At 60.8% G+C, this 16631-nt stretch carries 15 protein-coding genes; 7 read left to right on the forward strand and 8 right to left on the reverse strand.

What is annotated here, in order from left to right; translation table 11 throughout:
- The first annotated feature begins 248 nt into the window (after positions 1-248).
- Both WFR25_RS04000 and WFR25_RS04005 read left to right on the forward strand, forming a co-directional pair.
- Positions 249-1009 (forward strand): IS5 family transposase gene (locus tag WFR25_RS04000; protein WP_156028742.1). Its coding sequence is split into 2 segments (ribosomal slippage): positions 249-582 and positions 582-1009, totalling 762 coding nucleotides; the frame shifts between segments, so codons are not numbered across the junction.
- A gap of 290 nt (positions 1010-1299) precedes the next feature.
- Positions 1300-1575: a hypothetical protein gene (locus tag WFR25_RS04005; RefSeq protein ID WP_336968759.1), complete on the forward strand. Its 276-nt coding sequence runs from the start codon at positions 1300-1302 to the stop codon at positions 1573-1575.
- A 37-nt stretch (positions 1576-1612) separates the two neighbouring features.
- On the opposite strand, the gene WFR25_RS04010 is transcribed toward WFR25_RS04005, so the two are convergent.
- From WFR25_RS04010 to WFR25_RS04045, 8 genes are all read right to left on the reverse strand, one after another.
- Positions 1613-2761 carry a glycosyltransferase family 4 protein gene (locus tag WFR25_RS04010; protein ID WP_336968761.1) on the reverse strand — a complete coding sequence of 383 codons (1149 nt, stop codon included), beginning with the start codon at positions 2759-2761 and terminating at the stop codon, positions 1613-1615.
- Between the two features lie 155 nt (positions 2762-2916).
- Positions 2917-4296, reverse strand: a complete 1380-nt coding sequence (locus WFR25_RS04015) for a pectate lyase family protein (protein WP_336968764.1) — start codon at positions 4294-4296, stop codon at positions 2917-2919.
- A 3-nt stretch (positions 4297-4299) separates the two neighbouring features.
- Positions 4300-5535: an outer membrane beta-barrel protein gene (locus WFR25_RS04020; RefSeq protein ID WP_336974654.1), complete on the reverse strand. Its 1236-nt coding sequence runs from the start codon at positions 5533-5535 to the stop codon at positions 4300-4302.
- Between the two features lie 2 nt (positions 5536-5537).
- Positions 5538-6110, reverse strand: coding sequence for a polysaccharide biosynthesis/export family protein (locus WFR25_RS04025; protein ID WP_336968767.1), 573 nt, complete (start codon positions 6108-6110; stop codon positions 5538-5540).
- A gap of 83 nt (positions 6111-6193) precedes the next feature.
- Positions 6194-7519, reverse strand: a complete 1326-nt coding sequence (locus WFR25_RS04030; protein ID WP_336968769.1) for an O-antigen ligase family protein — start codon at positions 7517-7519, stop codon at positions 6194-6196.
- Entirely contained in the window at positions 7516-8379 is an 864-nt protein-coding gene (locus WFR25_RS04035; protein WP_336968771.1) for a sulfotransferase family protein, read from the reverse strand. The genes WFR25_RS04030 and WFR25_RS04035 overlap by 4 nt, the downstream gene beginning before the upstream one ends.
- Positions 8376-9641 carry a DegT/DnrJ/EryC1/StrS family aminotransferase gene (locus WFR25_RS04040; protein ID WP_336968773.1) on the reverse strand — a complete coding sequence of 422 codons (1266 nt, stop codon included), beginning with the start codon at positions 9639-9641 and terminating at the stop codon, positions 8376-8378. The genes WFR25_RS04035 and WFR25_RS04040 overlap by 4 nt, the downstream gene beginning before the upstream one ends.
- A 3-nt stretch (positions 9642-9644) precedes the next feature.
- Positions 9645-11744, reverse strand: a complete 2100-nt coding sequence (locus WFR25_RS04045) for a polysaccharide biosynthesis protein (protein ID WP_336968775.1) — start codon at positions 11742-11744, stop codon at positions 9645-9647.
- A 466-nt stretch (positions 11745-12210) separates the two neighbouring features.
- Here WFR25_RS04045 and WFR25_RS04050 point away from each other — a divergent pair, with 466 nt between their 5' ends.
- From WFR25_RS04050 to WFR25_RS04070, 5 genes are all read left to right on the forward strand, one after another.
- Positions 12211-13380, forward strand: a complete 1170-nt coding sequence (locus tag WFR25_RS04050; RefSeq protein WP_336968777.1) for a glycosyltransferase family 4 protein — start codon at positions 12211-12213, stop codon at positions 13378-13380.
- On the forward strand, positions 13377-13982 hold the full coding sequence (locus tag WFR25_RS04055) for a sugar transferase (RefSeq protein ID WP_336968778.1): 606 nt from the start codon (positions 13377-13379) through the stop codon (positions 13980-13982). The genes WFR25_RS04050 and WFR25_RS04055 overlap by 4 nt, the downstream gene beginning before the upstream one ends.
- Positions 13954-14877, forward strand: a complete 924-nt coding sequence (locus WFR25_RS04060) for a methionyl-tRNA formyltransferase (RefSeq protein ID WP_336968781.1) — start codon at positions 13954-13956, stop codon at positions 14875-14877. Before WFR25_RS04055 ends, WFR25_RS04060 begins: the two co-directional genes overlap by 29 nt.
- On the forward strand, positions 14874-15557 hold the full coding sequence (locus tag WFR25_RS04065) for a PIG-L deacetylase family protein (RefSeq protein ID WP_336968784.1): 684 nt from the start codon (positions 14874-14876) through the stop codon (positions 15555-15557). Before WFR25_RS04060 ends, WFR25_RS04065 begins: the two co-directional genes overlap by 4 nt.
- 353 nt (positions 15558-15910) lie before the next feature.
- Positions 15911-16603, forward strand: coding sequence for a response regulator transcription factor (locus tag WFR25_RS04070; protein WP_336968786.1), 693 nt, complete (start codon positions 15911-15913; stop codon positions 16601-16603).
- The last annotated feature ends 28 nt before the right edge of the window (positions 16604-16631 follow it).

Here is a 16631-nt window from a genome sequence, read left to right on the forward strand (position 1 = left end):
CCTTGCGAGGTAGACTTCGGCAATTCGGGCCGATGTGTAGGCTTGTTCCATCGGCAAGTTGGACGAGTGACACAATTATTTGTGTTAAAAATCAGGAAAGTTATCGTTTCGAAGCCGTCATGGAGAAGTAATAATTGCATTTACGGAACAATATGACGAAGATGGCTTTATCTAGGGTCAGGACCTGTTAAATTGCTTGCGCATTGGGTGATGGGTTGATTCAATAGCAGCGTTAGGAGGCGCTGCCGATGGATGTTCCGTTTCTGCTGAGTGAGGCGCAGATGCGCCGGATCGAGCCGTATTTTCCCTTGTCTCATGGGGTGCCAAGAGTGGATGATCGGCGGATAGTGTCTGGGATCATTTACGTCATCAAGCACGGGCTGATGTGGCGCGACGCGCCCAAGGAGTATGGCCCACACAAGACGATCTACAATCGTTTCATCCGCTGGAGCAGGCTCGGCGTGTTCAACAAAATCTTCGCTGGCTTGGCAGCAAAGGGCGGCAAGCCCGACCAGTTGATGATCGATGCAACCCACCTGAAAGCACACCGGACGGCGGCAAGCCTGCTTAAAAAGGGGATGTTCCCCGACGTATCGGACGCACCAAAGGCGGCCTGAACTCCAAGCTACATGCCGTATGCGATGGCAAAGGCCGACCGCTCATCATGCTGCTCAGTGAAGGGCAGATGAGCGATTATAAGGGCGCTGCACTGATGATCGATGCCTTCCCGAAGGCAAAGGTCCTGCTGGGCGACAAGGGCTATGACGCCGACTGGTTCCGCGCGGCACTGGCCGACCGCAAGATCACGGCCTGCATCCCGTCAAAGGGGAACCGGAAAGTGCCCATTCCACACGACACGGCGCTCTATAGACAGCGGCACAAAGTCGAGAATATGTTCGGCAGGATCAAGGACTGGCGGCGCATCCACACGCGCTACGATCGTTGCGCCCATACCTTCATGTCCGCCATCTGCATCGCCGCGACCGTTATATTCTGGATCAATCAATGAGTCCTGACCCTAGATTAAGAATGCTCTGAACGACCCGACCACGGCTGCTTCTGGCGTTTCCAAGTTGATTTTTCCAGAGCGTGGTATTGAGCAGGGACTTTAAAAATAAAGCCTGTTTTCAGGTTGGCTAGACCAGCTATATCCCGATCGTGGCAAGGTTCATTGCCATTTTGTAACTTGTAACGATCTTTGAGCGGTCTATAGTATTTTTGAGGATTTCTTAATGTTTGGCGTAAATGATGCCCAGTTCGAAGTATAGAATGATGTCTAAGGACCGAATGATGTCCTTGGTGGAGCAGCCATTATATGATGGCACTGATGAGTCGGGTGCAGCTCAGGCCGATGGGCAAGAGGCTATGCTTGACGCCAGCCGCAAGATTGCATTGATCTGCGCGGATCTGATTGACGCCGGACTGTCCGAACATATGGTCGCCGAAGCGATGATGGGCGCCACCATTCATTTTTACGATGCGGCCGGGCTGGCTGAAAAAATGCCGGACATATTGCGGCTGAAGGCGGACCGCATCCAGCAGATATTGCTCAAGAAGGACGAACGTCACAATTGATCGGAGCGCTGGCAATCGGGGTGTCGGGCCTGCCCGGTCAGCCGGTGGCGAGCTGCTCGTAGATCGCGCTGACCTTCGCGACATGCTGCTTTTCCCCGAACCGGTTGCGGGCGTCCCGTTTCGCCTGCTCGCTCAGTCGCGCGGTGAGGGAGGGGTCCTGAGCAAGGCGAACGGATTGCGCCGCGAGTGCATCGGCATCATCGGGCGGAACCAGTGGGCCAAGCACGCCGTCCTGTAACGCCTCGACATTGCCACCCGACCGGGTCGCGATCACCGGTGTGCCCACCAGCATGGCTTCGATAAGGGTTCGGCCGAAGGGTTCGCCAATGGCGGGGACAACCAACTGGTCGCAGGCAGCGATCCAGAAGCTGCCCGGTGACCTCCAGCCCATAATCCGAATGATGTCCTGCGCTCCATGCCGGTCGATCGCCTGGGTCATGGCCAGGTCCATGGCCGGATTGTCGCTGGATCCGAACATCAATCCGGCAACGGGTCGGTCGGGCATCAGGTCACGGACGCGGGCGACCGTCTCGATGAACGCCAATGGTCGTTTGCGTGAAATGAAGTTACCGAAATAGGCGAGGACAAGCGTGTCAGCGGGCAATTCCGTGTCGCGCAGCAGGGTTTCGCGTGCCTCCCGGCGGTCGACTCTCACAGTGACATCGAACGGGCTGTGGATGACCTGTGCGCGTCTGGCGGTCGATCCGGGTCGCGAGGCGGACAGGGCAAATTGTGACACAGCCACGATCCTGCTGGCGATCAACGGCGCGAGGTAGCGCAGACCCATCGCATCTGGATCGCCGCGATGATGCCAGAGCAGTCGTGCGCCCGCCAGGCGCGCCGCAACGCCCCAGATGGCGTGGGTTCGCCCGTCATTGCTATGGACGATATCCACTTTATGCTGCCGCAGAAAGCGGACCATGCCGGGAATGGCGCGCAATGTGCGCGCGAATTTTCCTGGGCCAAAGGGTTCGCCCGGTACGAAGTCCGTCCAGCGCAGCGCCGGGTCCACAATCATTTCGTGCCCGGCAAATAACCGCGCAATGGCGCCATCTGCATATTGCGGGACGATCAGGATGCGATAGCGTGAACGGTCGAGGCCATCCAGCAAGCCCAGCGCCGAGATATGGCTCCCACCGACCTGGTTGCCGGCGAATGGAAAGCAGATCGTTATTCTGTCTGACATGGCACTCGCTTGGGTCTGGGCGCTCGCTTGGCTCTGGTCGGTGAGAGGTGCTGTTGGCCCTCTCACCGTGGATTCATCCTGAACCGGAAGCGGTGATCGGGCGAATGAGCATAGGGGGTACATCATTATGCGCGCCGCACGGCGCAGCGCTTACCCTATGGTCGCATCATCCTTAGCGGAATATCCGGCTGGGAGGTCAGCATCCGGTGCCGGTCATCCAGAAAATTATCCAGATTGGCTACCCCGTCACCATCGGCATCCGCCCACGGATCGCTGACCTTCGGATCGACGCCATGTGCGCGCTCCCAGACATCGTCCATCCCGTCGCCATCGGCATCGGGATAGGGTGTTGCGCTCGCGATCGGTGGAATACTGCCTGGTTCCTTGACGATATGCCCGGTCCGGTCGGTGGTTTCGCTGACCATCCGGTTGTCGAACGCATCTCGGGGAAAGGCGCCCGCGCTTGCCAGAACCGCTTCATAGGCCGAATCCGCGCCAAGTGGTTGCAGGCTCAATGGACAGTCGGGTTTGTTGAGCGACTCATTTTCGATCGCCAGTGCAAGGTGCATGAAATTTCCCTTGAACCGATTGTCAGCGCGATAGATGCGCGCAGGACCGGTCGAGCCGATCTGGACCAGGTCGATGCCGACAGCGTGTTCGGCGGTGCTTGGTCCCTTGATGAAACTATTACCGATCACGGACACGGGCGTCCCGCCATAGGTTTCCCATATTTCCGTAAATTGCGACTGGGCGTCGTAGAAGACGTTGTTCACCACCTCCACGCAGGATTTGGGCGGGAAGTTGATGTCGGGATTGCGGTCTCCATTATGGGCGCACAGATTGCCGACAAAGCTCATTGTCTGCGGTCCCTTCGGATCGCTTGCCAGCAGCGCGCATTTGTCGTGACGTGGGATGCCTTCGCCGAAGATCGACCAGCTGATGGTGATGCGATCATTGTCGCCATAGGGGTTCACCAACTCGTCCAGCGCCCAGCTGCCGCTGACATGATCCAGTATCACGTTGCGGCTATTCTCGATCGTGAAGGCGTCCTGCGATCCGCGATCGGGACCGGTGCGGTCCAGCCGCACGCGGATATGGCGCACGATGACGTCATGCGTGTTCTTGATCAGCACGGGGGTTAGCCCGACCGCCCCACCAGCATGGGCCAGGGTGATGCCTGCGCCGGGGGCGGTCTGTCCGGCAATGGTGAGGAAGGGGTTGCTGATAATCGGCGGCCGGGTGGTGAAACGGATCAGGCCGGCAACGCGAAAGATGCATATGCGCGGCCCTTGCGCGTCGATGCAGGCGCGCAAGGACCCCGGTCCCGCATCGGCCAGGGTCGTGACGGCGATGACCTTTCCGCCATGGCCGCCCTTGCTGCCCGCGCCATAACCCAGCGCGCCTGCAAAGGCGGCCGGGCGGGGTGCGACCTTTTCGACCTCTCCTTCCGACGCGTTCCCCCCGGCGGAGCAGGAGGCACCCGCAAGCACAACCAGCGGCAAGTTGAGCCAATAGAGGGTGCGTTTCTTGCGCATGGCTCAGAACCGTACCCGCAGCTCGACGCCGCCGCGCAGCCGGGTGTAGGATTCGGTCGGATCGTCGCTCGAACGGTCGCCATAGCGAACGGTCGCGGCAACCGAGAAAAGCCGGTTGATGAGATATTCCGCTTCGAAGAGGCCGCCGATCGTGCGCTCCTTGACTGGTGTGCCGACGAAATTGGTGCGTCGATAGAAGGCGGCGAGTGACCAGCGCAGATTATGCCGGGCCTCCGACTGCATGCCAATCTGAAGGCGGGAGTCGGTGCGGGCAATGGCGCCTGCTCGCAAGGTCGCGACATCGCCCTGAAAAGCGTCCAGGGTGAAGGCGATGCGCTGCGTCGGCTGAAAGGTCATGGACCCTTCCACCGAAAGCCCGGTGCGTCCTTTCAGTGTCGGATCAGACGGATCGAAGCGGAACACGCCGACGCCGAAATCGCCGCGCAAAGTGCCACCCGGATCGATGGCGACGCCACCTCGTCCGCCATAGGTGGTGGCATCGCGATTGATCCCGCTTGTGTCGGTGGCCAGTCTGAAATCACGGCGATTGACGAATCCCTGACCAAAAATGCTGACCAGCCCGCTCAATCGATAGCGCAGCCGGGCGCTGCCCGAATAGACGGCGTGATCGCGCTCTGCATCGATGGAGGACACATGGTCCAGGCGACGGGCCGCCGCCTCGGCATCGAAACCCAGGCGACCCATCTCATGGGCGACGTTCAAGGTGCCATGCAGAACATCGATCCGCCGGGGGCCGATGGTCTGGAAATTGCGCGCTTCGGGATCGCCGCGATCCTCGATCGCCCGTTCCCATCCTCCTGTTCCCTGGATACTCGTCCCCTCATTGGGCTGCCATCCCAGTTTCAGGTCGGCCAGCCCGGCACTGCTGTTTTCCCGTTTGAACGAGAAGAAGCGTCGGAAGGTGCCAGCCGCCCTGGCTGTCATCTTTACGGTGCCAGCGTCATAGGTGCCGGTCAGCCGTGGGCTGATCACGGTCTTCCAGTCGTCATCCTTGTCCGTCGCTTCGGCATAGATGTTGCTGTCATATTCTATCCGTGCGTCGAGTTCGGGATCGATCCGGATATTTCCCAGCCTTATGCCAATCGGTTGATATTCCTGGGCGACCAGATCGAGCACGGAGGCCGGTCGATCCGTTTGCTGGGCTAAAGCCGGGGTGGCGAACGGGATGGCGACGCAAAGGCTCACGCAAGAGGTGAGCAGCCGGTTGCGGGCGCGCATCGTCAAAACCACTTTTCATGAACGCGGATGTCGTCGCCGGGCAGGATCGGGCTGGCTGCTCCAGCTCTTCCTGTCACCGCCCGGCCATTGACCTTGCGCGTGATCGACACATTGCCCTGATCGGCGCGGAAGGTGTAGCCGCCCGCCGCCGACACGGCCGAAACGACCGACATGCCGGGCCGATAGGCATATTCTCCGGGCGCCTTGACCTCTCCCAATATATAGAAGGGGCGCATTTTCATCGGTTGGACGTTGACGTTGGGCCGTTGCACGATCTGCCGGTCCACCAGCTTCGCGGCGATGGCCTGCTCCAGTTCCGGCACGGTCTTGCCGTTGGCGGGCACGCCCTCGATCAGCGGCAGCGACAACTGGCCGCTGTCATTGACCGAATAGGTATTGTTCATGGCGTCCAGGCCATAAACGAACACGCGCAGCTCATCGCCCGGCGCCAGTCTGTATTCCTGCGCGGCAACGGTCGGCAGTTGTGGCAGCGAGCCAACGCCGGATGCGCATCCGGCCAACGGTAACGATGCAATGCAAATGGCCCCGAACAGGATCGAAAAACGACCGGTCATCGGACATCCCCTTTAGTCTTGCCGGAATCGGCGGTGGGGAAAGGCTAGTCCCTTTGGTCAGGAAAGGGCGCGGCGATTCCGGCTTAGTGCCTTGCCAAAAGGGATGGGTGGGCCACCCCCGGCTGGGGATCGTCGCGCACGAAGAGGAGGGAGAGCGCGAGCATCGAGGGCATCAGGAAAAAGCGCGCATACATATGTGGGCTGGATGTCGTATAGATCAGGAACACGCATATCACCGTCAGCGCCAGCACGCCTTCGGAGCGTCGTATTCGGATACCTTGCAAGGCCATGCCCAGCATCAGCCCCAGCAGCCCCAGCAGGCCCATGAAGGCAGGCAGCCCCCCTTCGGTATAGATGAGCAGATAGAGATTATGGACCGGCTGCTGCATGACACTGACATTGCGGAACTCATCGGCGCCCACGCCGAGCAGCGTCGTATCTTCCGCGATCGACCAGGCTTCCTTGATCAGCTCCACCCGTCCCAAAAATGTGCCCGCCTGGGAAATGTCGCCCGACGCGATGGCGCCGCCGACCCGCTTACTGAAAGTTGCGGGCAGGGGCGCGCCGCTCGCCACGAAAATGGCAATGCCCACGGCGATGGCGATGACGCCACGCATCAGATAGCGCCCGCCCAGCAGCAAGAGCGTGAAGGCGGTCACGACCGTGGTCGCCATAAAGCCTGTGAAGGACGCTGTCAGCAACAGTCCCCACGCCAGGATACAGCCGGCGATCACCAGCATCCATCGCGGCGCCAACCGCTCGCGCAGGCAATAATAAAGCATGGTGAACGCGGCGGAGATCAACATGCCGTTCCAGTTCGCCTCACCGGCAAAAGCGCCCAGCCGCCCGTTTCCGGTCAGGAACTCTGCGCCCAGTATGCCGGGCGCTGTATTGTGCGTGAAGAGCAGGGTCACGAGCGCGCCAATGGCCTCCATCGTCGTCGCTCCCATGACGAAGATGAGGGCAAGCCGTTGCACCGTGGCGCGGCTTTGCGCGGTCAGCACGATGGGAATGAAGAAAAAAGCGACCAGATATTGAAGCGCGATGACGATCCAGCGCGACAGGTCGCCATAGACCAGTGAGCTGAAGAACAGCCCGCCCAGCATCAGCGACAGCGCCGCGAGCCATAGCGGGGTCATCAGACCGAAGGGGACGGTATTGATCATCCCGTGGCTGAGGAAGGCGACCAGCGCCACCAGGAAACAGATGTCGGCCAGCGTCAGGTTGATGAAGCTGAGGCGCAGTTCATGATAGCCGGTGAAGAAGACGGCGAGCGTCAGCAGGGTCGTGGCGATCGTCAGCCAGAAGGATCGGCCATGATAGACCGGATTCTGGTAAGCGCCCAGATCGGCCGTCCCGGATGGCTCCTGGGCGAAAAACAGCTCCAGTTTATCCGGGTCGCTGCTCATGCCGCGATCCGGTCCCGCGTCAGCCAGTGGCTCAGATCCCGTCCCAGCATCCCGGCCAGCCGTTCGACGTCATAGGCATAGAAATCAGCGAGGCGCGCGCGGGTGTCGTCCGACAGCGGCGGATAACGCACTTCGCGCGCGAACAGGCTGCGAACGCCATTGAACACACGGCTGTCCCGCAAGGGCTTCACGCTTTCCTTGAACGGGGCGAGCACGGTCCGGATCGGCAAGGGCAGGAAATGGGCCGATCCGTCATTGACGCGGCCCTGCGGCAAGACTTCCTCGAAATGATGCGGGGCGCCGATATGATCGCACACCGCTTCCACCGTGGCACGGGGGCGTTGTTTCACGTCCTCAAACAGCAGGACGTGGATTTGCGCGGGCTGGAACAGATCATACCAGCGGGACAGATGCTGGGCATAGAGACCATCGTCCAGGAAGCGCGGCTGGCTGGTGGTTGCCCGATTGAAATACTCCTCGGGCGCGCCGCGCACCGTTCCGCGCCGGTACAACATTCGATAATCCGAATAGGCCCGTTCGATAGGGTTACGCAGTTGCACGACCAGCGGCACGTCGGGCAACAACTGTGCGATCCGGCTGGCCGCATGGGGATGGGCCAGATAGTCCGCCGATTTTTCTCCGAGCCGAACGCCGCTGGGCGCGTCGGCGAAGAAATCCCGGTAGAATTCCGGGCCTTTCTCGAACTCGCTGCTGAAATAATGGGGTTCCGGGTCGGGCAGGAACAGGGTTGGATTGTCCTGCAACTGCGCGTGAATCCAGGTCGTTGCCGCCTTGACCGCGCCGACGATCAGAAATTCGGGCAGAAATTCGGAAAGGCGGTTGGATGATGGGGGGGTCATGCATGCCCCTCCTGTTGCATGAAGGACGTTGCCAACTGGACGACCGCTTGCGCCATGGCGTGCATATCGGCCTCGTCCAGCAGATGATCGACCGGCAGCATCACGCTGCGTTCGCCGAGTCCATTGGCAGAGGACAGCGCCCCGTCTTTCCGGGGTGGCGCCGCCGCAAAGGCGGCTTCGCGCGACATGTCGGGGCAGGAGCCGCTGCCGCAGGGGATGCCTGCTGCCTGTAGCGCTGCGATCAGGTCCATGGCTTTGCGTCCGGGGGCCATCGCGTCCACGTTAAGCTGGAAATAGAATTTATACCAGGCATGGTCGATATGGTCGGGAAATTCGGGCAGCCGGATCAGCGGATGACCGGCAAGATCCTGACGCAAGATATTGGCATTGCGGGTCCGGGCCGTCAGCCAGCGAGGCAGCTTGGCCAGTTGAGCCAGGCCGATCGCAGCCTGCATCTCCGTCATGCGCCAGTTACTGCCGAAGCTGTCATGGACATAGCGAAAGGCACCCGGCGTGCCGGCCGTGCGCAGCTTGTCCGGGTTTTTGCCATGATCCTTGTATGCCCAGGCTCGCGTCCAATGGTCGTAGTCAGCCAGCAGCAACATGCCGCCTTCGCCGCCGATCGACATGATCTTGTCGGTGCAAAAGGAAAAGGCGGCGGCATGACCGAACGACCCGATCTTCTGGCCGCGCCAAGCGGCGCCATGGGCCTGCGCGCAATCTTCGATCAGCCAGAGGCCGTGGGTCTGGCATAGCGGCACCAGCCTATCCATATCACAGGGATGGCCCGCCAGATGGACGCAGATGACGGCCTTCGTCCGTGCGCTCACCATGCGTTCGACGGAGGCAGGGCAGATCCCCTGACTCTCCGCGTCGATGTCGGCGAAGACCGGGGTGGCGCCAACCGCAAGGACGCAACTCACTGTGGCAAAAAAGCTGCGCGCGGGGACGATCACCTCGTCATCCGGCCCAACGCCCAATGCCCGCAGCGCCAGTTCCAGTGCCAATGTGCCGTTGGCGAGCGAGATTGCATGGGGCATGCCCACATAATCGGCAAATGCCTGTTCAAAGGCGCGGCCGCGTTCGCCATGGACCAGCGAATTGACCCGGCCATTGCGAAGGACGTCGACCACTGCGGCAATCTCATCTTCATCATGATGTGGCCAGCAAGACCGGATGGGCAGGATGGACGGTTCGTCCATAATCGGCAGGACGGGTGACGGGATCGGTGCGGCAGGCATCTGGATATTCAGGTCAGCCATGAATCAGGCCTCCATCGGTGCTACAGAAAGAATGGCGGCGCGCGCGGCGGCATGATCGCTGAGGTCATGGACGATCGCCGTGCGGTCGAAGGCGATCGGGGGCGCCTTGATCAAATCATGCGTCTGCTGACAGACGGCCTCCGTCTCGCCGAGCTGTACCAGCCGTTCGAGATGGTCGAAGCGCTGCGACAGGGTTGCCAGCGGGATCGGCAGCGGACGAGCCTCGAACACCCCGGCGATCGAGGAGTCGATCCGCTCTTCCGAGGTATCGAACAGTTCTTCATATAATTTTTCGCCCGGGCGCAGCCCCACAAACTGAATCGGCACATCGATGTCGGGTTCCAGCCCCGCCAGACGGATCATGCGCCGGGCGATGTCGACGATCTTGATCGGCTCGCCCATGTCGAGGACGAAAATGGCGCCGCGACCGCGATCATTGTGCATCGCTTCCGCGCTGCTTTGCAGGATGAGCTGCACGGCTTCCTTCACGGTCATGAAGAAGCGTTCGATGTCGGGATGGGTGACGGTCAGCGGCTTGCCCTGTGCCAGTTGGCGGGCGAACAGCGGGATCAGCGATCCGCTCGACCCCAGAACATTGCCGAACCGCACTGTCATGAAGCGCGGCGAATTTTCGTCATCCTCGCCGATCAGGTCCAGCGCCTGGCAATAAAGTTCGCCCGCGCGCTTGGTTGCGCCCATCATGCCGACCGGATTGACTGCCTTGTCGGTCGACACCTGCACCATGGCGCGTGCGCCGAACTCGCAGGCGGCATTGGCGACATTGCGGGTGCCGATGACATTGGTGTGGACGCCCGCGCAGGGATTTTCCTCGACCATCGGTACATGCTTCAATGCGGCGGCATGGAACACGATTTCCGGGCGATGCCGGTCGAACACATCACGCAGCGCCGCCTGCTGCCGGATCGAACAGAGCGCCGGGTGGAAGCGAATGTCGGGAAAGCTCTCCCGCGCCTCCATGTCGATGGCATAAAGGCTATATTCGGCATGATCGAGCAGGACGATTTCCGACGGTTTGAACTGGGCGAGCTGGCGGACAAGTTCGCTGCCGATCGTCCCCCCCGCGCCCGTCACCAACAGCCGGCGGCCCGTGACCATGCGGCTGACATAGCCGCGCTCCAGCTTGATTTCCTCGCGGCCCAGCAGCTCGGCCAGTGGCATATATTCCAGGTCGACGCGCGGCGTGCCCTTCGCCATCTGGCCCCAGGGGTCGCTGCCCCGCGCGACCTTCAGTTGCAGGCTTTCGGCCAGCGAGACAAGTTTGGTGAAATCCCGCCGGTCGAGCGTGCGGCCATCGTCGCGCAGGACGATGCAGTCGGGCCGACGGCTGCGGATTTCCAGCATCGCGACGATGGCGGACAACATGGTCGATGTCCCCAAAATGGGTACGCCAGCAATCCGCAGCGTGCGGTCGCGCCCGTTGGGCGTCAGCACGCCCACCACCTCCATCCGGGACCGGTCGTCGGCATGGATCAGGTCGATCATGGCGCGCGCCCAATCGGCTTCACCCAGCAGCAGGGCGCGCTTCACATCGACCCGGCTGGGCGCGCTCACCCACCGCCGCCAATATTCGCGTGCCGCGCGCCGGGCGACGCGCATGGTCGCCATCGCCAGCAACAACAGGCTGTAATGAATGAGCATGGCCGCACCGATGCTGGTGATCGTGCCATCCAGCACATGTGTCACCAAAGCAGCGAACCAGGCCGTGGTCAGGCCGACGGCGACCGACAGCGTCAGGAACAGCCCGTCGCCAAAAGACAGGAAGCGCCAGCTGCGCTGGTAGAGGCCTGTCAGGAAGAATGCGCTGACCGCCAGGATCGAAAACAGCAGGACGACGCCCGGCTGTCCGGCCGTGACATGCATCCCCTTGGACGTCAGCGCGATCAGCAGGGTTGCGGCAACAGCCATCAGGTCCAGCGACGCGATCACCGCAACGCGGATCTGGGGTACGCGGATCAGCAGACGGACGACCATGGCGTTCACGCGTCCGATGATGCCGTCCTGCGATACGACCGAACGGGTCGGCGGGGAAAGCGGGGATCGGCCCGGTGGAACAATCGCTTGATCGACGTTGGTGGCGGCCATGAAGTTCGAACCTTGGTAACAGGGCCGCGGGCTGCTCGCCGGAATGCGTGCGCCCACCGCAGATTGCCCCTGTTGCAGACCTCCCAAGGCTAACAGCGCGGGACGCCACGGAAATCGCCCAAACAGCCACTATCCTTTATGGCGGTCCCTATCCGGCTGGTGCCGGGATAGTACCAAACGGGGTACAGGTGCGTGTCAGGAAGGGTCGAAAGCGGCCGAATTCGCACATTTCGCGCTGGCGACGCGCTGAACCTATCCCAAAGTATATCGCTCCAATACCCACATTCCCGCTCTATCGGGGCGCGCCTATTCTCGCCGTCGAAGGAATGCGTCAGCCATGCAAAGCGGGACCGGACATCCGTATCCATCGGTCGTGGCGGCCAAGTTTATAACGGCCACGGGGGGAAGGGCATATGAAGATACGCATTCCGCGTCGATCGTTCCTGTTGGGCCGGATGCTGCCCGCGTGAAGATCGTCATGCTGTCCAGCCTTAGCTATTCGCTGATCAATTTTCGGGGCGCGCTGCTGCGTAGCCTGGTGGAACAGGGCAATGAAGTCGTGGCCTGCGCACCCGACTTTGACCCGGTTATCGTGTCGGCCCTTGACCGGATGGGGATCCGCTTTCGCCTGACGCCGATGGCGCGGGCCGGAACCAACCCGTTCAGGGACATCGAAACCCTGGCTCATTATCTACGCTTGCTGCGGCAGGAACGGCCCGATGCCGTGATCGCCTATACGCAAAAGCCGATCATCTATGGCGGTCTGGCGATGCGACTGCTGCGCTTGCGGGGTTTTCACGCCCTGATGAGTGGCCTTGGCTATGTCTATAGTCCAGAGGCCGATCATCGCTGGCTGCTACGCAGGTTCGTCAGTCGGCTGTATCGCGCTGGTGTGGCGCGCGCAGCCGCGATTTTCGTCTTCAATGGGGATGATCGGCGGATGATGATGGACAACGGCATCATTGGCTATGACCACCATGTCATCCAGATCGGTGGATCGGGCATCGACACGGCGCATTTCTCCGAATGCCCCCTGCCGCGCACGCCCCCGGTCTTCCTGATGATCGCCCGCCTGATGCGGGACAAGGGCGTGCCGGAATTTGTCGAGGCCGCACGGATCGTCAAGGCGCACCACCCACAGGCTCGTTTTCAACTGCTCGGTCGAATGGAAACGGAAACCCCTACCGGCTGCAAGAAAGACGAACTGGCCGAGTGGGTCGCCAGCGGACTGATCGAACATCTGCCCGAAACACGCGATGTTCGACCGGATCTGGCGAAGGCCCATGTTTTCGTGCTGCCGTCCTTCTATCGTGAAGGCCTGCCGCGCACTTTGCTCGAAGCGCTGGCGATGGGGCGGCCCGTCATCACCACCGATACGCCTGGTTGCCGCGAACCGGTGGAGCCGGGCGTCAATGGCTGGCTTGTCCGGCCGCGCGACAGCCAGGCGCTGGCCAACGCGATGCTGGATGCGCTTCAGGATCGCGCCCGACTGGTTCAGATGGCCAGCAACGCCCGCCGCACGGCGGTCGAGCGTTACGACGTTGAAAAGGTCAACGCACAGGTCGTCGAATGCCTGCATCTTTCGGCCAGGTTGCCGCGCGCCGGTGTCCGGCAAGCCCTGTCGGGGACAAGATGATGCGCGATGCTATCAGGCCCGGACCTTTTTTTGCGGCCTTGCTGCTGATCGTGCTGGCGCCCCTTTTGGCGTTGCTTACGCTGCTTGTGCTGATCGCGCAGGGGCGACCCATCCTGTTCCGCCAGCTTCGCGCCGGGCGCGGGGGCAAGGCCTTCCCCATGAAGAAATTCCGGTCGATGCGCGATCTGCGGGATGCAGAGGGGCATTTACTGCCCGACGCTGCGCGGATCACGGCGATCGGCCACTTTCTCCGCCGATCCCGCTTCGATGAACTGCCCGAACTGTGGAACATCGTTGTGGGGGAAATGGCATGGGTGGGACCACGGCCCCTTCTGCCCCAGACGATCGAAGAGATGGGGGCTGAGGGACGCTTGCGGTGCAGTGTTCGACCCGGCCTGACCGGATGGGCGCAGGTCAACGGCAATACCCTGCTCAGCCTGCACGAAAAGCTGGAACTCGACCTTTGGTATGTCGCCAATCGCACGTGGCGGATCGACTTGCTTACCATTTTATACACCGTCGACGTCATCCTGCGCGGCGAGAAAATCAATCGGACGGAATTGGAGAAAGCGCTTGCGGGCCGCCATCATCGGAGCAGTTGAAAGTACGCAGGTCGGGCTGGAGGCGGTTGGTCGGGCGCAGGGCTGGGAGGCCGCGCTGGTCCTGACCCTCCACGCTGAACTGGCGGCGCGCCATTCCGACTTTGTGGACCTCGCGCCGGTCGCGGCGCAGGTCGGCGCGCGGCTGTACAAGGTCCGCAATGTGAATGATCCCGATGCGCTGGAGCAACTGCGTGCCGCCGCGCCTGATGTCATCCTGGTGATCGGCTGGTCCCAGATCTGCGGGGAAGGGGTGAGCGCCTGTGCGCCAGGCAGGATCATCGGCTATCATCCCGCCGCCTTGCCGCGGCTTCGCGGTCGCGCCGTCATTCCCTGGACCATCCTTAACCGCGAACCCATCACTGCGGGATCGCTGTTCTGGATAGACGAGGGGGTCGATACCGGGGCGATACTGGATCAGTATTTCTTTCATGTCGGCTCCATGGAAACAGCGGAAGGCCTGTATGCGAAGCATATGCAGGCGCTCGCACTTATGCTCGATCGCACGCTGCCCGCCATTGCCGCAGGACGGGAGCGACATGATCCGCAGGACGAGGCGCTGGCGACATGGGCGGCGCGACGGACGGCGGAGGATGGCCGGATCGACTGGACGGCACGGGCACAGGACATCGCCTTGCTGGTGCGCGCGGTGGGACGACCCTATCCCGGTGCCTTTACCATGGCGGGGAAGGATGGCGCGGGGCAGGATCGACTGGTCATCTGGTCTGCAAAGGCCATCGACGGGACAGGCCATCACGCCAAGGCGGGACAGGTCGTCACCCGCCATGGCGACGGCTTTGCCGTCATGTGCGGCGACGGCAATCTGCTCGACATAACCGAATGGAGCAGCGCAACGGGGCGTCTGCCTGCCGCGCATCAACGTCTGGGGGCATTATGAGCATATTGAGCCAAGTCAAATGTGCGGCGGTCATCGCCCCGCATCCCGATGACGAGGTGCTTGGTTGTGGCGGCACGATTGCGCGCCTGACCGCACAGGGCGCGCAGGTGCATGTGCTGTTGATGACGCGCGGAATGGCTCCCCGCTTTACGCCCGCGCAAGTCGATCAGGTGATGGCCGAGACACAGATTGCCCACCGGATGCTGGGCGTGACCCAGCTCCATCGGCTGGACTTGCCGGCGGCCGAACTGGACACGCTGCCGATCGCCGACGTCAACGTCCGTGTGGATGAGGTGTTACGCAACGTGCAGCCCGACACCCTGTTTCTTCCCTTCATCGGGGATATCCATTTCGACCATCAGGTCGCCTTTACGTCAGGGATGGTATTTGCACGACCGCGATCGACCATGACGCCAGCCCGGGTCTATGCCTATGAGACATTATCCGAAACCAACTGGTATGCACCGGGAATAACGCCTGCCTTCACGCCGAATATGTTCGTGGATATTGGCGAACAACTGGATCGTAAACTGTCGGCATTTGCCTGCTTCAAGTCACAGGTTAAGGATTTCCCCGACGAACGGTCTATTGAGGCGCTGACTGCCCTGGCAAGATTGAGGGGCGCAAATGTATTCCGCAGTGCAGCAGAAGCATTCCAGGTGGTCCGACAGATAGATTAATACTTTTGGACAGATTTCAGCCTTTATTCTGGCTAACACTTGTCGGTGCAGGTTCACTATTCGGTGAAATTTGCCGCACTGCAAAAATATAAGAGACGGGTGATTGGTGGCTCTGGATAGCTATATGGTTACGTTGTGTAAGCAATATGACTAGTACTTTTGGTCTAATTCAGATGTTAACCTTCTATTAGCTATCCTTGTAAGGGCTTAAGCACTATTATCATCAACGTGGATGAGTCGTGTGGGCGAGACTCGGGGCATCCTCCTAAAATGATAAAACTATCGGTTCGGGATCGCAGGTTTGACCACTTGAAAGGGGTTTAAACATGCAAAACCTAGTTCGTGTTGCGCTGTTGGCGCGGAATGCCATTGTTCGTGAAGGTTTGAAGCGGATTCTGGCGGATGATCATTTCGAAGTAACGCAATCGGTCGACCATCATTCGCGGTTGCGAGATGCTGAACCGCTGGAAGATCAAAGAACAGATCTTATCGTCATGGACAACGGCTCCGATGAAGGTGATCTGGAGAATATTCGCGCTGTGCATGAACGTTTTCCTGATGCGCGCCTCGTCCTGTTGTCAGATCAATTTGACATGGATGCGATGACATCGGCGTTCCGCATGGGTGTCCACGGCTATATCGTCAAGGAAATTTCCTGTGCGCCGCTGATCGGTTCTCTGCAACTGGTGGCAATGGGGGAAAAGGTCATGCCGACGCGGCTGGCCGATGAACTTCCATTCCAGATTTCGGCCTATGGCAATGACGATGGCGAACGCGGCTGGGGCGATGCTCATCTGTCCGTGCGGGAAATTGAAATATTGCGCTGTCTGATCATGGGGCACCCGAACAAGATCATCTCGCGTCAGCTGGATATCAGTGAAGCGACGGTCAAGGTCCATGTGAAGGCGATCCTGCGCAAGCTGGCCGTGCAGAATCGCACCCAGGCGGCGATCTGGGCGGTCAATCGCGGCCTTGGCAGCGAAACCGATATCGGGGTAGCCGCCATTGATCAGCCGGTGAACAGCCTGGCGTCTGTAGCCGCCTGATCTTCCTGCATTTGCCGTGATCGGAACG

The sequence above is a fragment of the Sphingobium aromaticiconvertens genome (assembly GCF_037154075.1).
Lineage (GTDB): Bacteria > Pseudomonadota > Alphaproteobacteria > Sphingomonadales > Sphingomonadaceae > Sphingobium > Sphingobium aromaticiconvertens.